Origin of the sequence: Thauera aromatica (assembly GCF_023093595.1) — a bacterium.
In the GTDB taxonomy this organism is placed as follows: domain Bacteria; phylum Pseudomonadota; class Gammaproteobacteria; order Burkholderiales; family Rhodocyclaceae; genus Thauera; species Thauera aromatica_A.
In genome coordinates, this window is sequence record NZ_JALLIK010000099.1 from 26,179 (window position 1) to 47,992 (window position 21,814).

General features: G+C 71.5%; 21 protein-coding genes and 1 riboswitch. Of the genes, 8 read left to right on the forward strand and 13 right to left on the reverse strand.

All coding sequences use genetic code 11. The annotated features are described in order from the left end of the window. Positions 1-15: 15 nt before the first annotated feature. Positions 16-648: a trimeric intracellular cation channel family protein gene (locus MXC99_RS08455; protein WP_247725018.1), complete on the reverse strand. Its 633-nt coding sequence runs from the start codon at positions 646-648 to the stop codon at positions 16-18. A 106-nt stretch (positions 649-754) separates the two neighbouring features. Between MXC99_RS08455 and MXC99_RS08460 the strand changes: the two genes are divergently transcribed. Continuing rightward, entirely contained in the window at positions 755-1,729 is a 975-nt protein-coding gene (locus MXC99_RS08460) for an NAD(P)H-dependent flavin oxidoreductase (RefSeq protein ID WP_247725019.1), read from the forward strand. Positions 1,730-1,733: 4 nt separating this feature from the next. On the opposite strand, the gene MXC99_RS08465 is transcribed toward MXC99_RS08460, so the two are convergent. Beyond that, positions 1,734-3,620 carry a sigma-54-dependent Fis family transcriptional regulator gene (locus MXC99_RS08465; protein WP_247725020.1) on the reverse strand — a complete coding sequence of 629 codons (1,887 nt, stop codon included), beginning with the start codon at positions 3,618-3,620 and terminating at the stop codon, positions 1,734-1,736. Between the two features lie 263 nt (positions 3,621-3,883). On the opposite strand from MXC99_RS08465, the gene adh reads away from it, so the two are divergent. From adh to MXC99_RS08480, 3 genes are all read left to right on the forward strand, one after another. Continuing rightward, on the forward strand, positions 3,884-5,398 hold the full coding sequence (adh, locus tag MXC99_RS08470) for an aldehyde dehydrogenase (protein WP_247725021.1): 1,515 nt from the start codon (positions 3,884-3,886) through the stop codon (positions 5,396-5,398). Positions 5,399-5,536: 138 nt separating this feature from the next. Then, positions 5,537-6,688 carry an L-threonine dehydrogenase gene (yiaY, locus tag MXC99_RS08475; RefSeq protein WP_247725022.1) on the forward strand — a complete coding sequence of 384 codons (1,152 nt, stop codon included), beginning with the start codon at positions 5,537-5,539 and terminating at the stop codon, positions 6,686-6,688. Positions 6,689-6,968: 280 nt separating this feature from the next. Next, entirely contained in the window at positions 6,969-7,193 is a 225-nt protein-coding gene (locus tag MXC99_RS08480; protein WP_247725023.1) for a hypothetical protein, read from the forward strand. Between the two features lie 20 nt (positions 7,194-7,213). Here the strand turns inward: MXC99_RS08480 and mutY are convergent, their stop codons facing one another. Next, positions 7,214-8,302, reverse strand: coding sequence for an A/G-specific adenine glycosylase (gene mutY, locus MXC99_RS08485; protein WP_247725024.1), 1,089 nt, complete (start codon positions 8,300-8,302; stop codon positions 7,214-7,216). A 184-nt stretch (positions 8,303-8,486) separates the two neighbouring features. On the opposite strand from mutY, the gene MXC99_RS08490 reads away from it, so the two are divergent. Beyond that, positions 8,487-8,984, forward strand: coding sequence for a flavin reductase family protein (locus MXC99_RS08490; RefSeq protein WP_247725025.1), 498 nt, complete (start codon positions 8,487-8,489; stop codon positions 8,982-8,984). Here MXC99_RS08490 and MXC99_RS08495 read toward each other — a convergent pair. Beyond that, positions 8,953-10,155, reverse strand: a complete 1,203-nt coding sequence (locus MXC99_RS08495) for a hypothetical protein (RefSeq protein ID WP_247725026.1) — start codon at positions 10,153-10,155, stop codon at positions 8,953-8,955. The genes MXC99_RS08490 and MXC99_RS08495 overlap by 32 nt on opposite strands. Before the next feature lie 299 nt (positions 10,156-10,454). On the opposite strand from MXC99_RS08495, the gene MXC99_RS08500 reads away from it, so the two are divergent. Both MXC99_RS08500 and MXC99_RS08505 read left to right on the forward strand, forming a co-directional pair. Then, on the forward strand, positions 10,455-10,757 hold the full coding sequence (locus MXC99_RS08500; RefSeq protein WP_282100141.1) for an HU family DNA-binding protein: 303 nt from the start codon (positions 10,455-10,457) through the stop codon (positions 10,755-10,757). 498 nt (positions 10,758-11,255) lie between these two features. Beyond that, entirely contained in the window at positions 11,256-12,593 is a 1,338-nt protein-coding gene (locus tag MXC99_RS08505; RefSeq protein WP_247725028.1) for a DEAD/DEAH box helicase, read from the forward strand. Positions 12,594-12,663: 70 nt separating this feature from the next. Here MXC99_RS08505 and cbpB read toward each other — a convergent pair whose 3' ends face one another. Both cbpB and cbpA read right to left on the reverse strand, forming a co-directional pair. Then, positions 12,664-14,049, reverse strand: coding sequence for a peptide-modifying radical SAM enzyme CbpB (gene cbpB / locus MXC99_RS08510; protein WP_247725029.1), 1,386 nt, complete (start codon positions 14,047-14,049; stop codon positions 12,664-12,666). After that, on the reverse strand, positions 14,046-14,210 hold the full coding sequence (gene cbpA / locus MXC99_RS08515) for a modified peptide precursor CbpA (RefSeq protein ID WP_247725030.1): 165 nt from the start codon (positions 14,208-14,210) through the stop codon (positions 14,046-14,048). The genes cbpB and cbpA overlap by 4 nt, the downstream gene beginning before the upstream one ends. A gap of 82 nt (positions 14,211-14,292) precedes the next feature. Continuing rightward, positions 14,293-14,481, reverse strand: a riboswitch (cobalamin riboswitch). Between the two features lie 163 nt (positions 14,482-14,644). Between cbpA and amaB the strand changes: the two genes are divergently transcribed. Then, positions 14,645-16,162 (forward strand): L-piperidine-6-carboxylate dehydrogenase, encoded by a 1,518-nt coding sequence (gene amaB / locus MXC99_RS08520; RefSeq protein WP_247725031.1) that lies wholly within the window; start codon positions 14,645-14,647, stop codon positions 16,160-16,162. A 48-nt stretch (positions 16,163-16,210) separates the two neighbouring features. On the opposite strand, the gene MXC99_RS08525 is transcribed toward amaB, so the two are convergent. The 7 genes from MXC99_RS08525 to hypA all read right to left on the reverse strand — a co-directional run bounded on the left by MXC99_RS08525 (position 16,211) and on the right by hypA (position 21,810). Continuing rightward, positions 16,211-16,507 (reverse strand): hypothetical protein, encoded by a 297-nt coding sequence (locus MXC99_RS08525; protein WP_247725032.1) that lies wholly within the window; start codon positions 16,505-16,507, stop codon positions 16,211-16,213. Between the two features lie 151 nt (positions 16,508-16,658). Beyond that, positions 16,659-17,720, reverse strand: a complete 1,062-nt coding sequence (hypE, locus tag MXC99_RS08530) for a hydrogenase expression/formation protein HypE (RefSeq protein WP_247725033.1) — start codon at positions 17,718-17,720, stop codon at positions 16,659-16,661. Positions 17,721-17,805: 85 nt separating this feature from the next. Continuing rightward, complete coding sequence (gene hypD, locus MXC99_RS08535; RefSeq protein ID WP_247725034.1) at positions 17,806-18,948, reverse strand: hydrogenase formation protein HypD; 1,143 nt, start codon at positions 18,946-18,948, stop codon at positions 17,806-17,808. Then, positions 18,945-19,211, reverse strand: coding sequence for a HypC/HybG/HupF family hydrogenase formation chaperone (locus MXC99_RS08540; RefSeq protein WP_247725035.1), 267 nt, complete (start codon positions 19,209-19,211; stop codon positions 18,945-18,947). The genes hypD and MXC99_RS08540 overlap by 4 nt, the downstream gene beginning before the upstream one ends. 2 nt (positions 19,212-19,213) lie before the next feature. Continuing rightward, positions 19,214-20,494 (reverse strand): carbamoyltransferase HypF, encoded by a 1,281-nt coding sequence (locus MXC99_RS08545; RefSeq protein WP_247725036.1) that lies wholly within the window; start codon positions 20,492-20,494, stop codon positions 19,214-19,216. Beyond that, positions 20,491-21,444 carry a hydrogenase nickel incorporation protein HypB gene (gene hypB, locus MXC99_RS08550; RefSeq protein WP_247725037.1) on the reverse strand — a complete coding sequence of 318 codons (954 nt, stop codon included), beginning with the start codon at positions 21,442-21,444 and terminating at the stop codon, positions 20,491-20,493. Before hypB ends, MXC99_RS08545 begins: the two co-directional genes overlap by 4 nt. Before the next feature lie 24 nt (positions 21,445-21,468). Then, entirely contained in the window at positions 21,469-21,810 is a 342-nt protein-coding gene (gene hypA / locus MXC99_RS08555; protein ID WP_247725038.1) for a hydrogenase maturation nickel metallochaperone HypA, read from the reverse strand. Positions 21,811-21,814 lie beyond the last annotated feature (4 nt).

Sequence of the window (21,814 nt, forward strand, 5' to 3'; positions counted from 1 at the left end):
GCGGTCGCGGCTCCGTCAGCTGCGGGCCTTGAACATCGGCAGACGCCAGCCGAAGCGGATCGCGCACAGCCGCAGCGCCAGGGTCAGCGAACCGCCGGCCAGCGCGGCCTGGCCGGGGCTGATGCCGTGGGCCATCAGGCCGAGCAGGAGCAGGGCGCCGGCCCACGAGGCGGTGGCGTAGAGTTCGCCGGTGAACACCAGCGGCAGTTCGTTGCACAGCACGTCGCGGACGATGCCGCCGAACACCCCGGTGATCACTCCCATCAGGCTCGCCACCAGCCAGGGTGCCCCCAGCGCCAGCGCGGCCTGGGTGCCGGACACGGTAAACAGCGCCAGCCCGAGCGCGTCCGGCAGCAGGAACAGACGGGCGGGCAGGCGCACCAGACGCACCAGGGCGAAGGTCGCCAGGCCGGCGGCCATCGCGCCGATCAGGTAGCGCTGGTCGGCGATCCAGAACACCGCGCGGTCGAGCAGGACGTCGCGCAGCGTGCCGCCGCCAAGCGCGGCGGCGAGGGCGACGACGACGATACCGAACAGGTCGAAGGGCTTGCGCCCGGCGTCGAGTACGCCGGCCGCCGCCTGGGCGGCGACGCCGGCGATGCCGATGCCGTAGACGAGGGATTCGATGCCTTCCATGGTGCGCAGCATGATACCGCCGTTCTCCGCTGGCGGTGCCCGGCCGGCGGCCGATGCCGGTCATGCTAGAGTCCGCTTTTCCCGGGCGTTCGCCCCGCTGTTCGACTGAGGACACTCCATGCCGATCCCCGCCGCCTTCCGCGGCCGCTTCCGCGTGCCGGCGATCGCCGCACCGATGTTCCTGGTTTCCGGCCCGGAGCTGGTGATCGGTGCCTGCCGGGCCGGAGTGGCGGGCACGTTTCCCGCCCTCAACGCCCGTCCCGCGGCCGAGCTCGACGGCTGGCTCGCGCACATCGGCGCCGCCCTCGCCGCCCACGACCGCGACCATCCCGGGGCGCCGAGCGCGCCTTACGGCATCAACCTGATCCTGCACCGCTCGAATGTGCGCCTCGAAGAGGACCTGGCGACCATCGTGCGCCACCGGGTCCCGCTGGTGATCACCAGCCTCGGCCATCCCGGCGAAGTGGTGAAGGCCGTGCATGGCTACGGCGGCGTGGTATTTTCCGACGTCATCCATGCCGAGCATGCGCGCAAGGCGATCGCGGCCGGTGTCGATGGCATCATCGCGGTGTCGGCCGGCGCTGGCGGCCATGCCGGGACGCAGAGCCTGGTGAGCCTGGTCCGCGAGATCCGCGGCTTCTGGGACGGGGCCCTGGTCGCCGCCGGCAGCATCTCGGACGGTACCGCGATCCGCGCCGCGGAAGTGCTGGGGGCGGATTTCGCCTACATGGGCACCCGCTTCATCGCCACCCGCGAGGCGCTCGCCCCGGAGGCCTACAAGCGGATGCTGGTCGAGTGCGGGGCGTCCGCCATCGTCTATACCGACGCCATTTCCGGGACCAACGCCAACTACCTGTGGCCGAGCCTGGAGAAGGCCGGCTTCGTGCGCGAGGCATTGGTTGCCGGGACGGCCAAGGGCACGCTCCACGATCTCGGTAGCGAGGCCCGGGCATGGCGCGACGTGTGGAGCGCGGGGCAGGGCGTGGCCAGCATCGACGACGTTCCCCCGGTCGCCGCGCTGGTGGAGCGGCTCGCCGCCGAGTACCAGCGCGCCTGCGCCCTGCCGCCCAGCGCGGCGCTGCGCGGGCGCTGAACGTTCAGCTCCGCCCCAGGCGGCGGTACAGCGTGCTGCGGCTGATGCCGAGCGCGCGCGCGGCGGCGCTGGCGTTGCCGCCGTGGCGCGCGAGTGCGGCGTGCACCGCGTCGTCGCGCGCGGCCGACGGGGCGGCGTCGCGCAGGGTGGCGGGCAGGTGCTCCGGGGTCAGCAGGGTGCCGTCATCGACCAGCGCGAGCAGGGTGCGCAACAGGTTGTCGAGCTGACGCAGGTTGCCCGGCCACGGGTAGCGGCGGATGAAGGCGGCGAGCGCCGGCGACAGCGTGATTCCGCGCCGCGCGGCGCCGTGCGCAGCGAGCAGCGCGGCGGCGATCTGCGCCACGTCGCCGCGCTCGCGCAGCGGCGGCAGGCACAGCGGGTAATGGCCGAGGCGGTAATAGAGATCGGCACGGAAGCGCCCGGCGGCGACTTCCTGGGCGAGGTCGCGATGGGTCGCGGCGACGATGCGTACGTCCACCCGCTGGCCCGCGCCGCCGCCCAGCGGCTGCACCACGCGCTCCTGCAGCACCCGCAGCAGGCGGGCCTGCAGGCTCGCCGGCATGTCGCCGATCTCGTCGAGGAACAGCACGCCGCCGTCGGCCTCGCGCAGGCGGCCCTTGCTGCCCTGGCGGCGTGCACCGGTGAACGCGCCTTCCTCGTAGCCGAACAGTTCCGACTCGATCAGCCCTTCCGGGATCGCCGCGCAGTTCACCGCCACCAGCGCCTGGCGGTGGCGGCTGCCGGCGGCGTGCAGCGCCTGCACGAAGCGCTCCTTGCCGACCCCGGTCTCGCCCAGCAGCAGCACCGGAATGTCGGCTTCGAGCAGGCGGCGCGCGGTGTCGAGCAGGCCGGCGGGGAGGCCGACGTCGGCCACTGCCGGCGCTCCCGGCGCCGCGGCGGGCCTGCGCGGCGGCTCTGGCCGCGTCGCCGTGGCTGCGGCGGTGTGTGGCGGGGCCGGATGCGCCGCCTCGCGCGGGAGCGGGTCGGGACCGGCGCGGACGGGCAGCAGCTGCGCCGAGAACAGCTCGCCGCCGTGGCGCAGCGAGGCGACATGGATGCCGTGGCGGCTGAGCCAGTGCTCCAGGCTCTGCCCGCACAGCTGCGCGAAGCGCAGCCGCCCCAGCGCCGTCCAGTCGAGTCCGAGCGTAGCGAGGGCCGTGCGGCTGGCCGCGCGCAGCACGCCGTCGTCGTCAAAGCCGAGCCGGCCGCAGCGCGGGGTGGCGAGTAGCGCCGGGTCGGCGGCGAGGCGCAGTTCGTGGAGGCGGGCGGCGTCGCGGTCGAACAGGCCGTGCTCGATCCGACGCACCGCGGCCTCGACCTGCAGGCGGTGGGCGTCGTGCAGCCGCCGTGGCTGGCCGGAGACGTCGATCACCCCGAGCAGCCGCCCCTGCGCGTCGTGGACCGCCTGTGCGGTGCACGACAGCTGCCGGTTGCGCTCAAGGAAGTGCTCGGCGCCGCGCACGGTGGCCGCGCCGAGCACGAGCGCGGTGCCGATCGCGTTGGTGCCGCGCACGTCCTCGCGCCAGTCCATGCCCGGCGCCAGCGCGACCCGTTCGGCGCGGTCGAGGAAGTCCGGATGGCCCATCCGCTCCAGGATCAGCCCGCCGCGGTCGGCGACGATGACGACGTGGCCGTCGTCGAGCACGCCGTCGAACAGGGCGTCGATCGCCGGGCGTGCCAACTGCAGCCAGTCGGCGCTCTCCTCGCGGCGGGTGGTGAGCTCGGCCTCGGCCAGGCGCGACGGCGGCCGCCAGCGCCCGACATCGAGCCCCAGCCCCTGGCAGCGGCGCCACGAATGCAGGATCGGCTCGGGCACGCTGCGCACCGATACGTCGTCACCGTCGAGAAAACGGCGGCGGGCTTCGGCAAGGGGGAGAGACGGGGGTGTCATCGGTGCTGCTCCGGGTGTCGCGCGACAGGTGTCGCGGGCCGCGACACCTGCGGGAAGGTCGTGGGCCCGATTATGCGCCGCCGCCCGGCCGAGTGCGGCGGCGGAAATAAGGAAGTTTTTCTGCGGCGCAATAATTTTCTCCAAACAAATCCGACGGCAAAGGCGTGCAGCGATGTTGCGCTGCAGGAGGTCGGACGGCTGGCACGCTCCATGCACTGTCTTGCCTACATCCGCAGGGATGCAATAACCACAGGAGGAAGATGATGAACATGCTCGATCCCGCCCGCGCCGGGCTGAATTTGAAGACCCGCTACGGCAACTACATCGGTGGCCAGTGGCGGCCGCCGGCCGCCGGGCGCTACTTCGACAACATCACCCCGATCACCGGGCGGCCGATCTGCGAGATCCCGCGCTCGGACGAGGAGGACGTCGAGTGCGCGCTCGACGCCGCGCACCAGGCCAAGGCCGCCTGGGGGCGGACCAGCGCCGCCGAGCGCGCCGCGGTGCTCAACCGCATCGCCGAACGCATGGAGGCCAATCTAGAGCGGCTGGCCCAGGTCGAGACCTGGGACAACGGCAAGCCGATCCGCGAGACGCGCGCCGCCGACATCCCGCTCGCGATCGACCACTTCCGCTATTTCGCCGCCTGCGTGCGGGCGCAGGAAGGCAGTCTCGGCGAGATCGACCACGCCACCGTCGCCTACCATTTCCACGAGCCGCTCGGCGTCGTCGGCCAGATCATCCCGTGGAACTTCCCGCTGCTGATGGCGGCGTGGAAGCTCGCCCCGGCGCTTGCCGCCGGCAACTGCGTGGTGCTCAAGCCGGCCGAGCAGACGCCGCTGTCGATCCTGGTGTTCGCCGAACTGGTCGGCGACCTGCTGCCGCCGGGCGTGCTCAACATCGTCAACGGTTTCGGCGTCGAGGCCGGCAAGCCGCTCGCCTCGAGCAAGCGCATCGCCAAGATCGCGTTCACCGGCGAGACCGGCACCGGGCGGCTGATCATGGGCTATGCCAGCCAGAACCTGATCCCGGTCACGCTCGAGCTTGGCGGCAAGTCGCCGAACATCTTCTTCGACGACGTCGCGGCGCAGGATGACGCCTTCTTCGACAAGGCGATCGAAGGCTTCGTGATGTTCGCCCTGAACCAGGGCGAGGTGTGCACCTGCCCGAGCCGGGCGCTGATCCAGGAGTCGATCTACGAGCGCTTCATCGAGCGCGCCTTGCAGCGCGTCGCCGAGATCCGCCAGGGCAACCCGCTCGATCCGGCGACGATGATCGGCGCTCAGGCCTCGGCCGAGCAGAGGGACAAGATCGAGCGCTACCTGGCGATCGGCCGCGACGAGGGCGCCGAAGTGCTCGCCGGCGGCGAGCGCGCCTGCCTCGGCGGCGAGCTGGCCGGCGGCTTCTACATCCGGCCGACGGTGTTCAAGGGCCACAACAAGATGCGCGTCTTCCAGGAGGAGATCTTCGGTCCGGTGGTGTCGGTGACGACCTTCCGCGACCGTGAGGAGGCGCTCGCGATCGCCAACGACACCCCGTTCGGACTCGGCGCCGGAGTGTGGACGCGCAACATCAACACCGCCTTCCACCTCGGCCGCCAGCTCGAGGCCGGCCGCGTGTGGACGAACTGCTACCACGCCTACCCGGCACATGCGGCGTTCGGCGGCTACAAGCAGTCGGGCATCGGCCGCGAGACCCACAAGATGATGCTCGAACACTATCAGCAGACCAAGAACCTGCTGGTGAGCTACAGCGAGGACAAGCTCGGCTTCTTCTGAACGTCGCGCCCCGCCTTTCCCCGGCGGTGGCGCCCGGCATCCGCCGGTCGCGGGCGCCGGCTGCAGGGCGGGGGCACGATCCCGCTGCATTTCCGACACCAGACTGCTGTCCAGATCCCATCCAAAGGAAACCCGATCATGAGCACGACCACTTTCTTCATTCCCCCCGTCAACCTGATGGGCGCCGGCTGCCTCGCCGAGGCGGTGAGCGCAATCCGCGGCTACGGCTTTCGCCACGCCCTGATCGTCACCGATGCCGGCCTCGCCCGCGCCGGTGTCGCCGCCAAGGTCGCGGGCCTGCTCGCCGCGCACGACATCCAGGCGACGGTGTTCGACGGTGCGCAGCCGAACCCGACCGTCGCCAACGTCGACGCCGGGCTCGCGTTGCTGCGCGCCAAAGGCTGCGACTGCGTGATCTCGCTCGGCGGCGGCTCGCCGCACGACTGCGCCAAGGGCATCGCGCTGGTCGCGGCCAACGGCGGGCGGATCGGCGACTACGAGGGCGTCGACAAGTCGGCCAGGCCCCAGCTGCCGCTGATCGCGATCAACACCACCGCCGGCACCGCGAGCGAGATGACGCGCTTTTGCATCATCACCGACGAGGCGCGCCACATCAAGATGGCGATCGTCGACCGCAACGTCACCCCGATCCTGTCGGTCAACGACCCCTCGCTGATGCTCGCCAAGCCGGCGGCGCTGACCGCCGCCACCGGCATGGACGCCCTCACCCACGCGGTCGAGGCCTACGTGTCCACCGCGGCGACGCCGATCACCGACGCCTGCGCGCTGAAGGCGGTGGCGCTGATCGCGGCCAACCTGCGCCGCGCCGTGGCCGACGGCCAGGACCTCGAAGCGCGCGAACAGATGGCCTACGCCCAGTTCCTCGCCGGGATGGCGTTCAACAACGCCTCGCTCGGCTACGTCCATGCAATGGCGCACCAACTCGGCGGCTTCTACGATCTGCCGCACGGAGTGTGCAACGCGGTGCTGCTGCCCCATGTTGAAGCGTTCAACGCCCCCGTCGCTGCCGCCCGCCTGGCCGAGGTCGCGCGCGCGATGGGGGCCGAGCTCGGCGGGCTCGACGAGGCCGCCGGTGCCGAGCGCTGTCTTGCCGAGATCCGCAAGCTCGCCGCCGACGTCGGCATTCCGGCCGGGCTCGCCCAGCTCGGGGTCAAGGCCGGGGACATCCCGACCCTTGCCGCCAACGCGCTCAAGGACGCCTGCGGGCTGACCAACCCGCGCCCCGCGGATCAGGTCGAGATCGAAGCGATCTTCCGCGGCGCGCTGTAACGAAGGGAACCGGGCGGGGGTGTTCTGCCGCCGCCCCTCAGGGCAGGCCTGGGGCCGGGCGTTCTCCTTGCCGGCACGGGAGCGGGCGCAGCGGCGGTTGCGGTGGCCGCCTTCGGTGATCGGTGCGAACGGGCTGCCGCAGCGCCTGCGTGCACCGGGCGCGCGGTTTGTGCCCGGGCCGGCGTGTGCGCGGCCTTCACGCTTGCTTCTGATGCGCGGGCGGCCGATAGTACGGGCTTGGGAGTGTCTTCCCCGCCGTTTTTTCGGAGCTTGTCCCCCCATGAGTGCCTGGAGCTGTCCTCACGACCTCAACGGTATCTGCCAGCGCGTGCGCGGCGCGATCTGCTCGCCCGGCATGCGTGGTTGCGAACTCGAAGGCAAGGTACGTTTTGCCCGCGAAGAGATGAATCAGCCGCGCAAGCCGGTGAAGGCGTCGGCGGTCGCACCCGAGCCGGTGCGCAAGGCCAACGCCTCCGCCGCACCCCGCCGCCGCTTGCCGTTCTGAAGCGGAATTCCGCTGCGCCGTCAGCGCGGCGATGAGCCTGCGCTGCTTGCGCAAAACAGATCGATGCCGGCGACGGCATCGAGGATCTTGCGCACCGCGGCCGGCAGCGCCGCCTGTTCCAGGGCGGCGAACGCCTGCCAGTGCAGGGCGCCGTCGTCGGCCGCTGCCCCTGCGGCGGGGGGCGCGGCGCGCAGCAGCACCGGCTGGATGTCGAGTACGAAGTGGGTGAAAGCATGGGTTAGCGGCGCCAGCGGGGCGCCCTCGACGCAGGCGAGGCCGGTGCGTCCACGCACCCAGGTGGCGGGGTCTGCCGCATCCGCGGGGATTTCCGGCAGGGCGAGCAGACCGCCCCAGATTCCGCTGGGGGGACGGCGCTCGAGCAGGACTTCGCGGCCGCGGACCAGTACCGCGAAGCGCGCACTGCGTCGCGGTACCGCCTTTTTCGGGCGCGCTGCAGGAAGCTCGGCGATGCGGCCGGTGCGCCGGGCGATGCAGTCGCCCTGGAACGGGCAGCGCGCGCAGGTCGGCCGGGCGCGGGTGCATACGGTGGCGCCGAGGTCCATCTGGGCCTGGATGTAGCGCCCGGGTTCGGGTTCCGGCAGCAGCGACTCGGCCAGCGCCCACAGGCGGCTTTCCACCGCCTTGTCGCCGGGAAAACCCTCGATGCCGAAGATCCGGCACAGCACGCGCTTGACGTTGCCGTCGAGAATCGCGGCGCGCTCGCCGTAGGCGAAGGCGGCGATCGCCGCCGCGGTCGAGCGGCCGACGCCGGGCAGGGTGGCGATCGTGGCCGCCGTGCGCGGGAAAACACCGCCATGCTCCGTCATCACCACCTGTGCGGCGCGGTGCAGGTTGCGTGCGCGGGCGTAATAGCCGAGCCCGCTCCACAGCGCCATGACGTCTTCCACCGGCGCCGCAGCGAGGCTGGCGATGTCGGGGAGGCGCGCGAGGAAGCGCTGGTAGTAGGGAATCACGGTGTCGACCTGGGTCTGCTGCAGCATGATCTCCGACAGCCAGATGCGGTAGGGGTCATGCCCGCCCTGCCAGGGCAGGTCGTGGCGGCCGTGTTTGCGCTGCCAGGCGACGAGGCGGGTGGCGAATTCGCTCATGTTGCGGTTTTCCAAGTATTTTTCTGCGCGGCGGGAGGCGCCTCCGAGGCCGGCGGGTGATGCACGAAGGATTCGACCCTTGGGAGGCGTGCCGGGTGACCTCGACGTCCGGGGGAGGGCCGGTGATAATCGGCGCTTCGATCGCATAACCCTGAAGCGCGGACCGACCGCGACCGTTCCTCATATGACCCAGCAGACTTTTTCCGACGAAGATGCGGCGCGCCGCTTCCGCAACGCGCTCGGCATGTTCGCCACCGGCATTACGGTGGTGACCGCGCGCACGCCTGCCGGCGAACCGATCGGCCTCACGGTGAATTCCTTCAACTCGGTGTCGCTCGATCCGCCGCTGATCGTCTGGAGCCTGTCGAACGATCTGCCCAGCCGGCCGCTGTTCGAAGCCTGCGAATACTACGCGATCAACGTCCTCGCCGAAGACCAGATCGAGCTTTCGCAACGCTTCGCCAGTCGCGCCGGCGATCGCTTCAGCGGCCTCGAGTACGAGCAGGGCGTCGGCGGCGTGCCGCTGCTCGAGGGCTGCTGCGCGCGCTTCGAGTGCCGCAATACCGTGCGCCATGCCGGCGGCGATCACGTCGTGTTCATCAGTGAAGTGATCGGCTTCGACCGCGAAGAGCGCCTGCCGCTGCTGTATTTCAGCGGCACCTACCGGCGTCTGGCGGGCTGAGCGCAGCGCCGCTACCCGGTTCGCCGGATGACGCCTCGACCACCTCGATCACGTGCGGCAGCGAAGGGTCGAGCGCGAGCGCCAGTACCGACAGGCGCTGCAGGGCGGCGGCGTGGTCTTCCGGTCCGCTGCCGGGGCTCATCGCCTCGCGGTAGAACACGCCGTCCGGATGCAGGTTCCAGGCCCCCGCGGGAATGATCGCGCAGTCGGCGATCACGCCTTCCGCCAGGCGCACCCAGCACAACAGCACGCCGCGCGCGGTTTCCACCCGGGCCAGGCCCGCGCCCGCCCCGGCGGCGGTCGCGTCGAGCAGCGCAGGCACATCGTCGGTGAAGGGGTAGCGCATCCGGCTGGCGCAGTCGGCGACTTCGATCGCCTTGGCCAGCAGGCGGGCGGAGACGCGGTGGCCGCGGTCGAGCAGCAGGCGTACCAGGGGGGACGCGGCGTGGCGCGCCAGCGGCCCGGTTTCGGCAGGCTCGCCGGCGTAGGTGGGGCGGGCGATGAACTCCGCGCTCGGCCAGCCGCCGACGGCCGTGGCCCAGGCCGCGGCGCTCAGGGTGCCGAGCAAGGGTACGGCGGCGCCGCAGGGCGGCCCGCTGGCACCGAGCGCGATCAGCTCCGCCATGATCGAACCGAGGCTGCCGCCGGCGTTCACCCGTTCGATGAATTCACCGATGCCGTGGGGCATGCGGATCTGGTTGAAGAAACCGGCGAGCAGCTCGCGTGCGACGAGGTCGAGGACTTCGCCACCGAGCGCGAACGCGGTTTCCGCGCCGTGGGGAGTGATCAGACGGCGGTGGAATTCGGCGAAGCGGCTGTGGCGGGCGTCGAAGCCGAATTGCTGTGGCCAGTCGATCAGCAGGCGGCGCAGGTGGGTGTCGACGGCCTCGGCCGCCAGCTCGCGCTCGATCACGAACCAGGTGTCACGGGATGGTGCGCGCTCGCCTGCCGCCGCCTGGCAGGCGAGCGCGAGCGCACGGGTATGGGCCCGCGGACTGTGGCTGGCCTGTTCGCCGAGCTGGCGCAGTGCGGTGGCCGGTTCGAGGCCGATCACCGAATCGCCCATCCAGCCGCGTGCGGGCAGGGACATCTCGATGCGGCCGATGTGTCCGCCGGTGCGATGGGCGGTGATGTGGATCGGCGGGCGATCCGTCGTTGGGGTGTCGGGCATGCTCGAATCCGGCCGGAGTATCCAGTGCGTGGCGCAAGGATAGCGCGCATCGCTGCTTCGTGAAGCGGCGATGCGCGGCATGGCGGGCGCTTTCGCGGCGATCCGGGGAATGCTCGTCTCCGATCCCGCGAGCCCGCGCCGTGCTGGTGGCGTGGAGCGTGAAAACACGGTGCGAATCGTGCATTCGTACCCGGCTTGCGTTAGGGTAGCCCCCTGCCGCAGCCCGAACATCGGGAAGCGCCCCGGATTCGGCCGCGGTGCTAGAATCCGCGCAGACCGGATCATCCCGGACAATCCGAATCCATTCACACCAATCGAGGAAAAGCATGAATAAAGGTGAATTCGTCGAAGCCCTGGCCGACCGCCTGGATGTTTCCCGCGCTCAGGCCGACCGCGCGCTGTCGGCTGTGCTCGACATCATCGCCGAGCAACTCGCCAAGGGCGAAAAGGTCGCCTTCACCGGCTTCGGCTCCTTCGAGGTCTCCGAGCGCGCCGCCCGCACCGGCCGTAATCCCCAGACGGGTGCCGCGATCGAAATCGCCGCTTCCAGCGTTCCCAAGTTCACCGCCGGCGCCACCCTCAAGTCCGCCGTCAACAAGTAACACCCGGAGCAGCCGCTTCCAGACGGGCCGGCGCATGATGCGCCGGCCCGTTTTCCTGCGGCCTGTCCGTTGTTGCATTTTCCTGGCGACAGTTTCGCCGGGAACGGTTATACTGCGCGCCGTTGTGCAATGCAGCAGAAGGGCCATCGCGGTTTTTGCCGCGGACCGGAGTGTCCGCCATTTCCGCAATATCCGGCCCGAGGGACTGTAACCACAGCCCCATCGCCCCCGACCTCCCGCCGAATTCCCATTCGTTCTTCCGATCGTCTGGCTCGTGACAACCGGTTGGTGCCGATGCGCGGTCTTCCCGGCCCGGTCTTTGCGACCGATGCTGGCCAGACCGGCCACGCCCATCGCGCGTTTGTCGCCTTTGCGATTCCACGCAGCGCACCTGCCTCCGGCCGGTTCGCCGCGGCGCGATGCCATTGCGGCCCGCATCCCGGATGCGCGCCGAACCCGGTCGCCGCTGCAGTGGCGGCCAGAATGACAGGAAGAACCATGACGTTCCAGAACCTCGGCCTTGCCGCAGAACTCCTCAAGGCCATCGAGCAGAGCGGCTACACCACGCCCACTCCGGTGCAGCAGCAGGCCATTCCCGCCGCCATTGCCGGGCGCGACCTGCTCGTCTCCAGCCATACCGGTAGCGGCAAGACCGCCGCGTTCACGCTGCCGGCGCTGAACAAGCTCGTCGACCGCCGTCCGGCGCCGGGCGCCGGGCCGCGCGTGCTGGTGCTGACCCCCACCCGCGAACTCGCCCAGCAGGTCGAAAAAGCGGTCCAGACCTATGGCAAGGGCCTGCGCTGGCTCAACACCGCCTGCCTCGTCGGCGGTGCGCCGATGTTCGCCCAGGTCAAGCAGCTGCAACGCCAGTGCGACGTCGTCGTCGCCACCCCCGGGCGCCTTCTCGATCACCTCAACCGGCGCAAGCTCAGGCTGTCCGACGTCGAAGTGCTGATCCTCGACGAAGCCGACCGCATGCTCGACATGGGTTTTGCCGAAGACATCGACGCCATCGTCGCCGCCACCCCGGGCAAGCGCCAGACCCTGCTGTTCTCCGCCACCCTCGACGGCGTGGTCGGCAGCATGGCGACGCGCATCACCCGCGACGCCGAGCGCATCGAGATCGAGGTTGCCCAGCAGGACCGCGGCCAGATCGAGCAGCGCCTGATGTTCGCCGACGACCTCGGCCACAAGAACCGCCTGCTCGAGGCCCTGCTCGGTGAAAACGGCATGAACCAGGCGGTGGTGTTCACCGCCACCAAGCGCAGTGCCGACGAGCTGTCGCTGTCGCTCCAGGAAAAGGGCATCGCCGCTGCCGCGCTGCACGGCGACATGCACCAGACCCAGCGCAACCGTACCCTCGACCGCCTGCGCCAGGGCCGCATCGGCGTGCTCGTGGCGACCGACGTCGCCGCGCGCGGGATCGACGTTGCCGGCATCAGCCACGTCATCAACTTCGATCCGCCGCGCCAGGCCGAGGACTACGTGCACCGCATCGGCCGCACCGGCCGCGCCGGCCGCGACGGCATCGCGATCACCCTGTCCGGCCCGCGCGAGACCGGCCTGATCCGTGCCATCGAGCGCTTCACCGGCGACCGTCTCGCGGTGCATACCATTCCCGGCATGGAACCTTCGCCGCGCAAGCCGTCCGCGCCGCGCCCGGCCGGCAACGGCGGCCGCCGCTTCGGCAGTGGTGCCAAGCCGGGGGGCGGTTATGGTCGTCCTGGCGGCGGCGACGGCCGGCGCAGTGGCGGGGGCTTCGGCCGCGATGGCCAGCCTTCCGGCCGCGGCGATCGCGGCTTCGGCGACCGGCGCGAGCGCGGTTCGCGCGGCTGACACCCGCCCTGCACCCGCAGAAAAAATCCCGCGTCAGCGGGATTTTTTTCGTCCTGTGCCAGCCACCGCCCTACTGCAGCTGGAAAGTGGTTTCCGTGCCCTCGTCCCAGCCGTCCCACAGGAAGTCGTCGGCCTTGCCGTCGGCGATCAGGCGCAGGGCGTAATTGACCTGCTCCTTGTAGAACTCGCAGAAGGCGCCGGTGCGGCCCATGCCGCCGTTCATCTCATGTGCCTCGGCCGGGCAGGGCGAGCCGCAGAAATGGCGGATCGCGCACTCGGCGCAGGGGCTGAAGCGGTCCACGTCGCGCTCGATCACCGGGCGGAACGCCGGCGAGGAGAGGGCCGCGTCGACGCCGCCATCGAGCAGCTTGCCGCCGTTGAAGCGCGCCAGGCCGATGAACTCGCTGCACGGATAAAGGCCGCCGTCGGCGGCAAGGGCGAAGAAAGCGCGCCCGCCGCCGCAGGGCGAGATGTCGCACATCAGGCGGCGCGCGCTCGGCGCCAGGATCGCGAGCACGATGTTGGCGAAGTTCGCCACCACCAGCTTGCGCCCGCTGTCCCGGTAGAGCGCGTGGCTGCGGTCGAGCGCGGCGAAGAAGGCGCGCCCCATGTCGACATCGGCCGGCTTCACGCTGCGCGCGCCGGGCAGGGTGCAGCGCACGGTGTTGAGCATGCAGGTCGGCACTTCGTGGGCGTGGAAGAGCTCGATCATCTCGCTCAGCCACGGCAGGTTCTCCCCGGTGCAGGTGGTGATCACGCTCCATGAGCCGTAGCCGCGCAGCTTTTCCATCGCTGTCAGCACCTTGCCGTGCACGCTGTGGCCTCCCCAGGTGCGCCGGGTGGCATCGGTGATCGCGGCGGCCGGGCCGTCGAGCGACAGCCCGATGCTGACGTTGCGCGCGGTGAGGAAGGCGATCGCCGCGTCGTCGAGGAGGGTGCCGTTGGTCTGCACGCCGAAGGCGAAGTCGTCGCCGAAGGCGTCGATCGCGGCGAACACCGCGTCCTTGTTCATCAGCGGCTCGGCGCCGTGGAAGATCGCGCGCGGCTTGCGCCCGCTGTCGCCCATCGTCGACGCGAAGTAGTCCTTCAGCGCCTGCAGCGAGTCGAGCAGGGTCTGCACCGGCATGTGGCGGCCGCCGCTGCGCTGCTCGCCGGGCAGGTAGCAGTAGCGGCAGTCGAGGTTGCAGCGCTCGGTCGGGTTCAGATACACCCCGGAAGGCTTGAGGCCGAAGCGCAGCGCATGCAGTTCGCGGGCGAACTCGTCGAAACGGGCGCGGTAGCCGTCGAGCAGCGCGCCGCCGGCGAGTTCGGCATCGACCCGGGTCTTGTCCACCAGCGCCCAGAATGCGGTCGCCGGATCGGTGAGGGCGGCGTAGACCGGGTGGCCGATGTCGATCGGGATCAGCCGCGGGCCCGGCGGCGGGAGTGGGGTGGTCGGGAGTGGGGCGGCCCTCATTTCGCCGCCTTCCGGTCCATCAGGACGTAATGTGACAGGCCGATGCCGTCGGGGTTGCAGCTCTTGCGCACGGCAAGGGTAGGGGCGGTCGCGGTCACCTCGGCGGTGGCGGTCGCGGGCGGGCAGGGCTGGGCGGCAGGGAGGGTGCGGGTCTGTTTCATGATCGGGTCCTCGAATCGGAAAAACAAAAAGGGCTCCGGCCGAAGGCACGCTTGCGCATGCGCTCGGCCGGAGCCCTTGCCTGGACTCCTCAACGGTTCGACACGTCTTCTGGCTCCCGGATCAGCCGTAGCGCTGCGCCTTCCCGGCGGGGTGGTCCCCGCCAGTGGCCGGTCTGTCGACCTTGCAGCGCCCGTCCCCGGATACAGCGGCGGGCCCGCCACGGATTCGCACCGTGTTCCGTTTCGTCGAACCGAAAGGAGGCTCGATTGTCCGGGAGGGGCGCGCCCGGGGTCAAGCTCGATCCATTCCCCATCCACCCCCACCCACCGCTGTCCGGCACCATCGCCGCGCGGGCCGGTCCGACGCTGCAGGGGCGTGCCGGCGCTGCAGGGCCGCGGTGCGCGCAGCCTGTACATGCAGTGGAGGACATGACATGGATGCAAGGACTGTTTGTGCCCGCCTGGGCCTCGACTCCGGTGTGCTGGCGGGGGGCAGGCAGGCGGTGGTCTCGCCGATCGACGGCAGCGTGCTGGCGCGGATCGCATGCGCTTCCCCGGCCCAGGCCGAGGACCGCATCGCCCGCGCTGCCTCTGCCTTCGCCGCCTGGCGGCAGGTGCCGGCGCCGCGCCGCGGCGAACTGGTGCGCCGCTTCGGCGCGCTGCTGCGCGAGCACAAGGCGAGCCTCGGCGCGCTCGTCACTCTCGAGTGCGGCAAGATCCGCAGCGAGGGTGAAGGCGAGGTGCAGGAGATGATCGACATCTGCGACTTCGCCGTCGGCCTGTCGCGCCAGCTCCACGGCCTCACCATCGCTTCCGAACGCCCGGGTCATGCGCTGCGCGAGAGCTGGCACCCGCTGGGGGTGGTCGGCATCGTCACCGCGTTCAACTTTCCGGTCGCGGTGTGGGCCTGGAACGCGGCGCTGGCGCTGGTGTGCGGTGATGCGATCGTGTGGAAGCCGTCGGAGCGGACGCCGCTGTGCGCGCTCGCCTGCCAGCACCTGCTGGAGCAGGCCGCCGCCGGCATGGACGACGTGCCTGCGGGCCTGTCCGCGGTGCTGCCGGGCGGCCCCGAGCTCGCCCTGCTGCTGGCCGATGACCGCCGCCTGGCGCTGGTCAGCGCGACCGGCAGCTGCGCGATGGGGCGCGTGCTGGCACCGCGCATCGCGCAGCGCTTCGGGCGCAGCATCCTCGAACTGGGCGGCAACAATGCGGTGATCGTCACCCCCAGCGCGGACCTCGAGCTGGCCTTGCGCGCGATCGTGTTCGGTGCCGTCGGCACCGCCGGCCAGCGCTGCACCAGCACGCGGCGGCTGTTCGTCCATGCGCAGGTGCGTGTGGCGCTGCTGTCGCGCCTGCGCGCGGCCTACGCGCGGATCGTGGTCGGCGATCCGCGCGAATCCGCCGCCCTGGTCGGCCCGCTGATTGATCGCGACGCTTTCGAGCGGATGCAGGCGGCGCTCGCCGCGGCGCGCGCGCAGGGGGCGTCGGTGCGGGGCGGGGAGCGGGTGCTGGCCGAGCGCTTCCCGCACGCCTGGTATGCGCGCCCGGCGCTGGTCGAGCATGGCGCGGCAGTGCGCAATAGCAGTGATGAAGTGTTCGCGCCCGTGCTGCACTGCTTCGACTACGAAGATCTGGATGAGGCGATCGCGCGCCACAACGACGTGCCTCAGGGCCTGTCGTCGGCGATCTTCACCAATGAGCTGTGCGAGGCCGAGCGCTTCCTGTCGGCGGCGGGGAGCGATTGTGGCATCGCCAACGTCAACGCCGGCACCAGCGGTGCCGAGATCGGCGGTGCCTTCGGCGGCGAGAAGGATACTGGCGGCGGGCGCGAGGCCGGCTCGGACGCCTGGCGCGCCTACATGCGGCGCTCGACGGCGACGATCAACTATTCCGCTGCGCTGCCTCTGGCGCAGGGAGTGAGCTTCGATGTGGACACCGCTGCTGCGCGCTGATTCGTGCCCTGAAGTTTGGCTGCTGGCACCGGTTTCCGTGCCCGGTCGTTATTGCCGGCCCTTGGCCTTGCCCGGGTTGCCTTCCAGCTTGCGCTCGAGCTGTGCTTCGCCCGGCTTCGAGTGCTCGAGGCCGCTTTCGCTCATGCGCTCTTCGGCGCGCTCTAGGCCGCTGCTGCGGGTGGCCGCGTTCGGGCCGTTGGTGTTGCCCAGGCCTTTCTCGCTCATGTGGGTCGCGGCGCTGCCGCCTTTCACTGCCTTGCCGGCGCCCTCCTGTTTGGCGAGAACCGAGCCGCTGCCGGCGGCGAGGAGAAGGGCGGTGGCGAGGATGGAAATGCGCTTGTTCATTTGTCGAGCTCCTGGTGAGGGTGTCCGGAGTGGAGCCGTCGCGCACTGCGCTTGCCGTCTCCATGGTGGAAACACGATAGGAGAATCCGGCGCTGCCAGGGGTATCCGCCGGTAATCAGTTGTAATGGCGGATTACCGCTGTCGCCGGCGTTCAGCAGATCCGCGGCAGCTGTTCGCCGGCGAGCCAGTCCACCATGCGCCGCCCGCCGAAGCCGGTGCGGATCTGGACGAAGCACTCGGGGTCGGCGGTGACGGTGCCGATGCAGGCCGCCTGCGCGCCCAGCGGGTGGGCGCGCAGCGCCGCGAGCAGGGCGTCGGCGGCCTCCGCGGCGCAGATCGCCACCAGCTTGCCTTCGTTGGCGACGTAGAGCGGATCGAGGCCGAGCAGCTCGCACGCCGCACGGACCTGGGCCGGCACCGGGATCGCCTCTTCCGCCAGCTCGATGCCCACGCCCGACTGCGCGGCGATCTCGTTGAGGGTGGTCGCCAGTCCGCCGCGGGTGGGGTCGCGCAGCACGCGGATCGCCGCTGCCGGCACAGCGGCATAGAGCGCTTCGACCAGCCCGTTCAGGGGGGCGCTGTCGGAGACGATCGTCGACTCGAAGGCGAGCGCCTCGCGCTGCGCCAGGATCGCCATGCCGTGCTCGCCGATCGCGCCCGACACCAGCACCGCATCGCCGGGGCGGGCGCGGGCGCCGCCCGGGTCGCGCCCGGCGGGCAGGGCGCCGATGCCGGCGGTGGTGATGAACACGCCGTCGCCTTTGCCCTGTTCGACGACCTTGGTGTCGCCGGCCACCACCCGCACGCCGGCGGCACGGGCGGCGGCGGCCATCGAGTCGACGATGCGCGCCAGCTCGGTGAGGGGGAAGCCTTCTTCGAGGATGAAGCCCGCCGTCAGGTACAGCGGACGGGCGCCCATCACCGCGAGGTCGTTGACCGTGCCGTGCACCGAGAGGCTGCCGATGTCGCCCCCGGGAAAGAACAGCGGGCTGACGACGTGGGCGTCGGTGCTCACCACCAGGCGTTCGCCGGGGGCGGGCGCGGGCAGCACCGCGCCGTCGTCGCCACGGGCGAGGTAGTCGTTGGCGAAGGCGCGCACGAACAGTTCGGCGACGAGCTGAGCCATCGCCCGCCCGCCGGCGCCGAAGCTCAGATCGACGCGGCCGTGGCGCAGGTCCAGCGCTCGGGTGGAAGCGGAGTGGAGGGCATTCATCGTAAAGCGGGCTCCGGGTTCAAATTCGGGAGGGGACGCAAACCGTTCCTCATCCATTCGGTGCGACAGGCCCGAAGGCCGGGCACTAATCCGTGCGCTGCGCCGCAGCGCGGAAGCGCCCGTAGGTGTAGTGCGCGGCGCAGGCGCCTTCCGAGGACACCATGCACGCGCCCATCGGCGTTTCCGGCGTGCATGCGGTGGCGAACAGTTTGCAGTCGGTGGGGGTGCGCACGCCGCGCAGGATCGCGCCGCAGGCGCAGGCCTTGTGGTCGGGCACCGGGCGATCGTCGAGGGCGAATTTCCGCTCGGCGTCCCAGCGCGCGAAGGCGGGGCGGATGCGCAGCGCCGAGTCGGCCACGGCGCCGAGGCCGCGCCATTCGAAGCTGGGCCGCGCTTCGAAAGTGTCGGCGACGAGCGCCTGGGCCTTGCGGTTGCCGTCGCGGGTGACGGCGCGGGTGAATTCGTTCTCGACTTCGGCGCGGCCGTCGTTGACCTGGCGGATCAGCATGCGGATCGCCTGGATCACGTCGAGCGGCTCGAACCCGGCGATCACGACCGGCTTGCGGTGTGCGGCGGCGAAGCGCTCGTAGGGCCGGCTGCCGATCACCGTGGACACGTGGGCGGGGCCGACGAAGCCGTCCAGCGGCACCGTGCCGAGGTCGCGTACTTCGGGCGATTCGAGGATCGCGGCGATCGCCGCCGGCGTCAGCACGTGGTTGCAGAGCACGCTGAAGTTGTCCAGCCGCTGCGCCGCGGCCGCACGCAGCACGAGCGCGGTGGGCGGGGTGGTGGTCTCGAAGCCGATGGCGAAGAACACCACTTCGCGCGCCGGTTCGCGCGCCGCAAGGGCGAGCGCGTCGGCCGGCGAATACACCATGCGCACGTCGGCACCGCGCGCCCTCGCCTTCAGCAGCGACAGGCTGCCGGAGGCGGGCACGCGCAGGCAGTCGCCGTAAGTGCAGACGATGACGTCGGGGCGCGCCAGGGCGAGCCGGATCGCCATGTCGATGCGCCCGATCGGCAGCACGCACACCGGGCAGCCGGGACCGTGGATCATGCGCACCGTGGGCGGCAGCAGGTCGGTGACGGCGTAGCGCGCGATCGCATGGGTGTGGCCGCCGCAAAATTCCATGAAGGCGTAGTCGCGGCCGGGCGCGGCCTCGCGTGCGATCGCCCGCGCCAGCCCGGCGGCGAGGCGGCCGTCGCGGAATTCGTCGATGTACTTCATGTACTGCTCCCCCGCTCCGCATCAGGGTGATCGCGGGCGGCGGCGGGGTCGAGGCCGGCCTCGGCGAACAGCGCCAGGGTGCGCTCGGCTTCGGCCGGATCGAGCCGGGTCAGGGCGTAGCCGACGTGCACGATGACGTAATCGCCGAGCGCAGCGCCGTCGACGAGGGCGAGCGAGATTTCCTTGCGCACGCCGCCCAGTTCGGCGCGGCAGCGCTCGCCGTCGAGCAGCTCGACGATGCGGGCGGGAAGGGCGAGGCACATGCTCAGGACTCCTGTGCGGCGAGACGATGATGGGCGACCCAGGCCTGGCCGAGGGCGAGGCCGGCATCGCCGGGCGACAGCCGCCGCGCGCCGAGCACGGTCAGGCCGCGCGCGCCGAGGGCGGATTCGAGTGCGGCCGAGAGCAGGCGGTTGTGCAGGCAGCCGCCGCAGAGGACGACGGTGTCGCAGCCGCTCGCTATGCGTGCGCGCTCGACCCAGTCCACCAGCGCGGCCGCCACGGTGGCCTGGAAGCGCGCCGCGCCGCGCGCGGCGTCGGTCTCGTCGGCGAGGCGCAGCAGCAGGGGGTGGAGATCGAGTTCGAGCACAGGGGTGGCGGGGGGCGATGAAGCGGCCGCGCCGAAGCGGCCCGCGGACTGACCGCCGCCGTCCGCGGCCGGTGCCGGTGCTGCCGGGTGGGTGAGGATGTGCCAGTCGCCGGGTGCCACCTCCGGCGCGGCGCTGCGCGCGGCGAGCGCTTCGAGGGCGAGCGCGGCTTCCGCTTCCGCTCCCATGACCTCGCAGATACCCAGCAGACCGGCGGCGGCGTCGAAGTGGCGGCCGAGGCTGGTGGTCGGCGGGCACAGCGCCGGGCGGGCAAGCACCTGGGCGAGCTGTGCCGCCGCCGGCTGGCGGGCGAAACGGCGGGCGATCTCGGCGCCGCGGCCGCCGGCGTGGAGCAGCGCGGCGGCGATGCGCCAGGGTTCGCGCGCGGCGCGGTCGCCGCCGGGCAGGCGCAGCGGGCGCAGGTGGCCGAGGCGGACGAACTCCGCTCCCGCGACCCACAGCAGCTCGCCGCCCCAGGCGCCGCCGTCGCTGCCCAGGCCGACACCGTCGAGGGCGAGGGCGAGCACCGGGCGGGTGTCGAAGCGGCGGTGCTCGGCGAGCACCGCGCCGGCGTGGGCGTGGTGGTGCTGCACGCCGATCGCCGGCACTCCCAGGCGCGCGGCGGTGGCGAGGGCGACGCGGGTGGAGTGGAAATCGGGGTGGAGGTCGTGGGCGACCGCGCGTGGCGGGTGCGCGGAGGCGGCAAGCAGGGCGGCGACCGCGGGCTCGACGCCGCGGCAGGCATCGGCGTTGTCGAGGTCGCCCAGGTTGGGGCCGAAGCGCGCGTGGCCGTTCTCGAGCAGACAGGCGGCGTGCTTGAACCAGGCGCCGAGGGCGAGGATGGGCCGCGCGCCGGCGCGCGCCGGTGCGCCGGTCGAGGGCAGCGCCAGCGCCTCGCCGTGCCGCGCGTCCGCGGCCCCAGCGGCCGTCGGCGCAAGGTCGGCCATGGGGGCATTCATGCGCTCGCGCCGCGCCCGGCGCGTGCCGCCGCCAGCCCGGCCTCGATCCAGTCGATCCATTCGCCCACGCCCGCGCCGGTGGTGGCCGAGGTCCGGATCACGCGCAGGCGCGGATTGACCCGCAGCGCGTAGTCGATCGCACGCTGCGCATCGAAGGCGAGGTGGGGCAGCAGGTCGACCTTGTTGAGCAGCATCAGGTCGGCGGCGGCGAACAGGTCGGGATACTTGAGCGGCTTGTCCTCGCCCTCGGTGACCGACAGGATCGCCACCTTGTGCGCTTCGCCGAGGTCGAACGCGGCCGGGCAGACGAGATTGCCGACGTTCTCGATCAGCAGCAGGCTGCCCGCGGCGAGGTCCATCCGCGCCAGTGCGCGCGCGATCATGCCGGCATCGAGATGGCAGCCCTTGCCGGTGTTGATCTGCAGCGCCGGGACGCCGGTGGCACGGATGCGCTCGGCGTCGAATTCGGTCTGCTGGTCGCCTTCGATCACCGCCGCCGGGATGCGGCCGGCGAGCGCCTGGAGCATGCGCACGAGGAGCGAAGTCTTGCCCGAGCCGGGGCTCGACACCAGGTTCAGGGCGAAGATGCCGCGCGCGGCGAAGGCGGCACGGTTGGCGGCGGCGAGGACGTCGTTCTTGGCGAGGAGGTCGCGCTCGATCGCCAGCATCCGCGTCGCTGCGGAGGGGGCGTGGGCAGGTACGGCGGGGGCCGCGGGCGGTGGCCGGTGGCCGGACGGGGGGTCATGAAGGTCGGCGGCGGGGAGAACGCGGGCGTTCCCGGGCGCGCGCCGTGCAGGCGTGTCGGCGGTCAACGCGCGCCAGCGGTGGGGGCGCTCGGCCGGCGGCCGTTCATGCACCTCGTGCGCCGCGGCCGCGCGCGCCTCCTTGCGGCCGCCGAATACGGCCCCGATCCTCGCTTCCCCGCCACCGCATCCGCATGTCGTGCACATCCTGTCCTCCCGCGTCCGTCCTGCTCACGCGACTTCAAGCGCCCGCACCCGCATTCCGGTGCCGGCGCGGGGTTCGACGCCGAAGCCGCCGCATTCGGGGCAGGGGGCGTAGCGTTCGCGGAGCGCCACCGTTTGCCCGCAGCCGGGGCAGCGCCCGCTGCCGGCAACCGTCTCGACCTGGATCGTCGCGCCCTCGGCGAGGGTGCCGCGCAGCACGAGCGCGAGACAGAACTGCAGGGACTCGGTCTCGACCGCGGCCAGCTCGCCGATTTCGAGGATGATCGTGCGCACGTGGCGGAAGCGCTGTGCCGCCGCGGCCTCGTCGATGATTTCCCGGACCCCTTCGGCGAGGGACAGTTCATGCATGCGC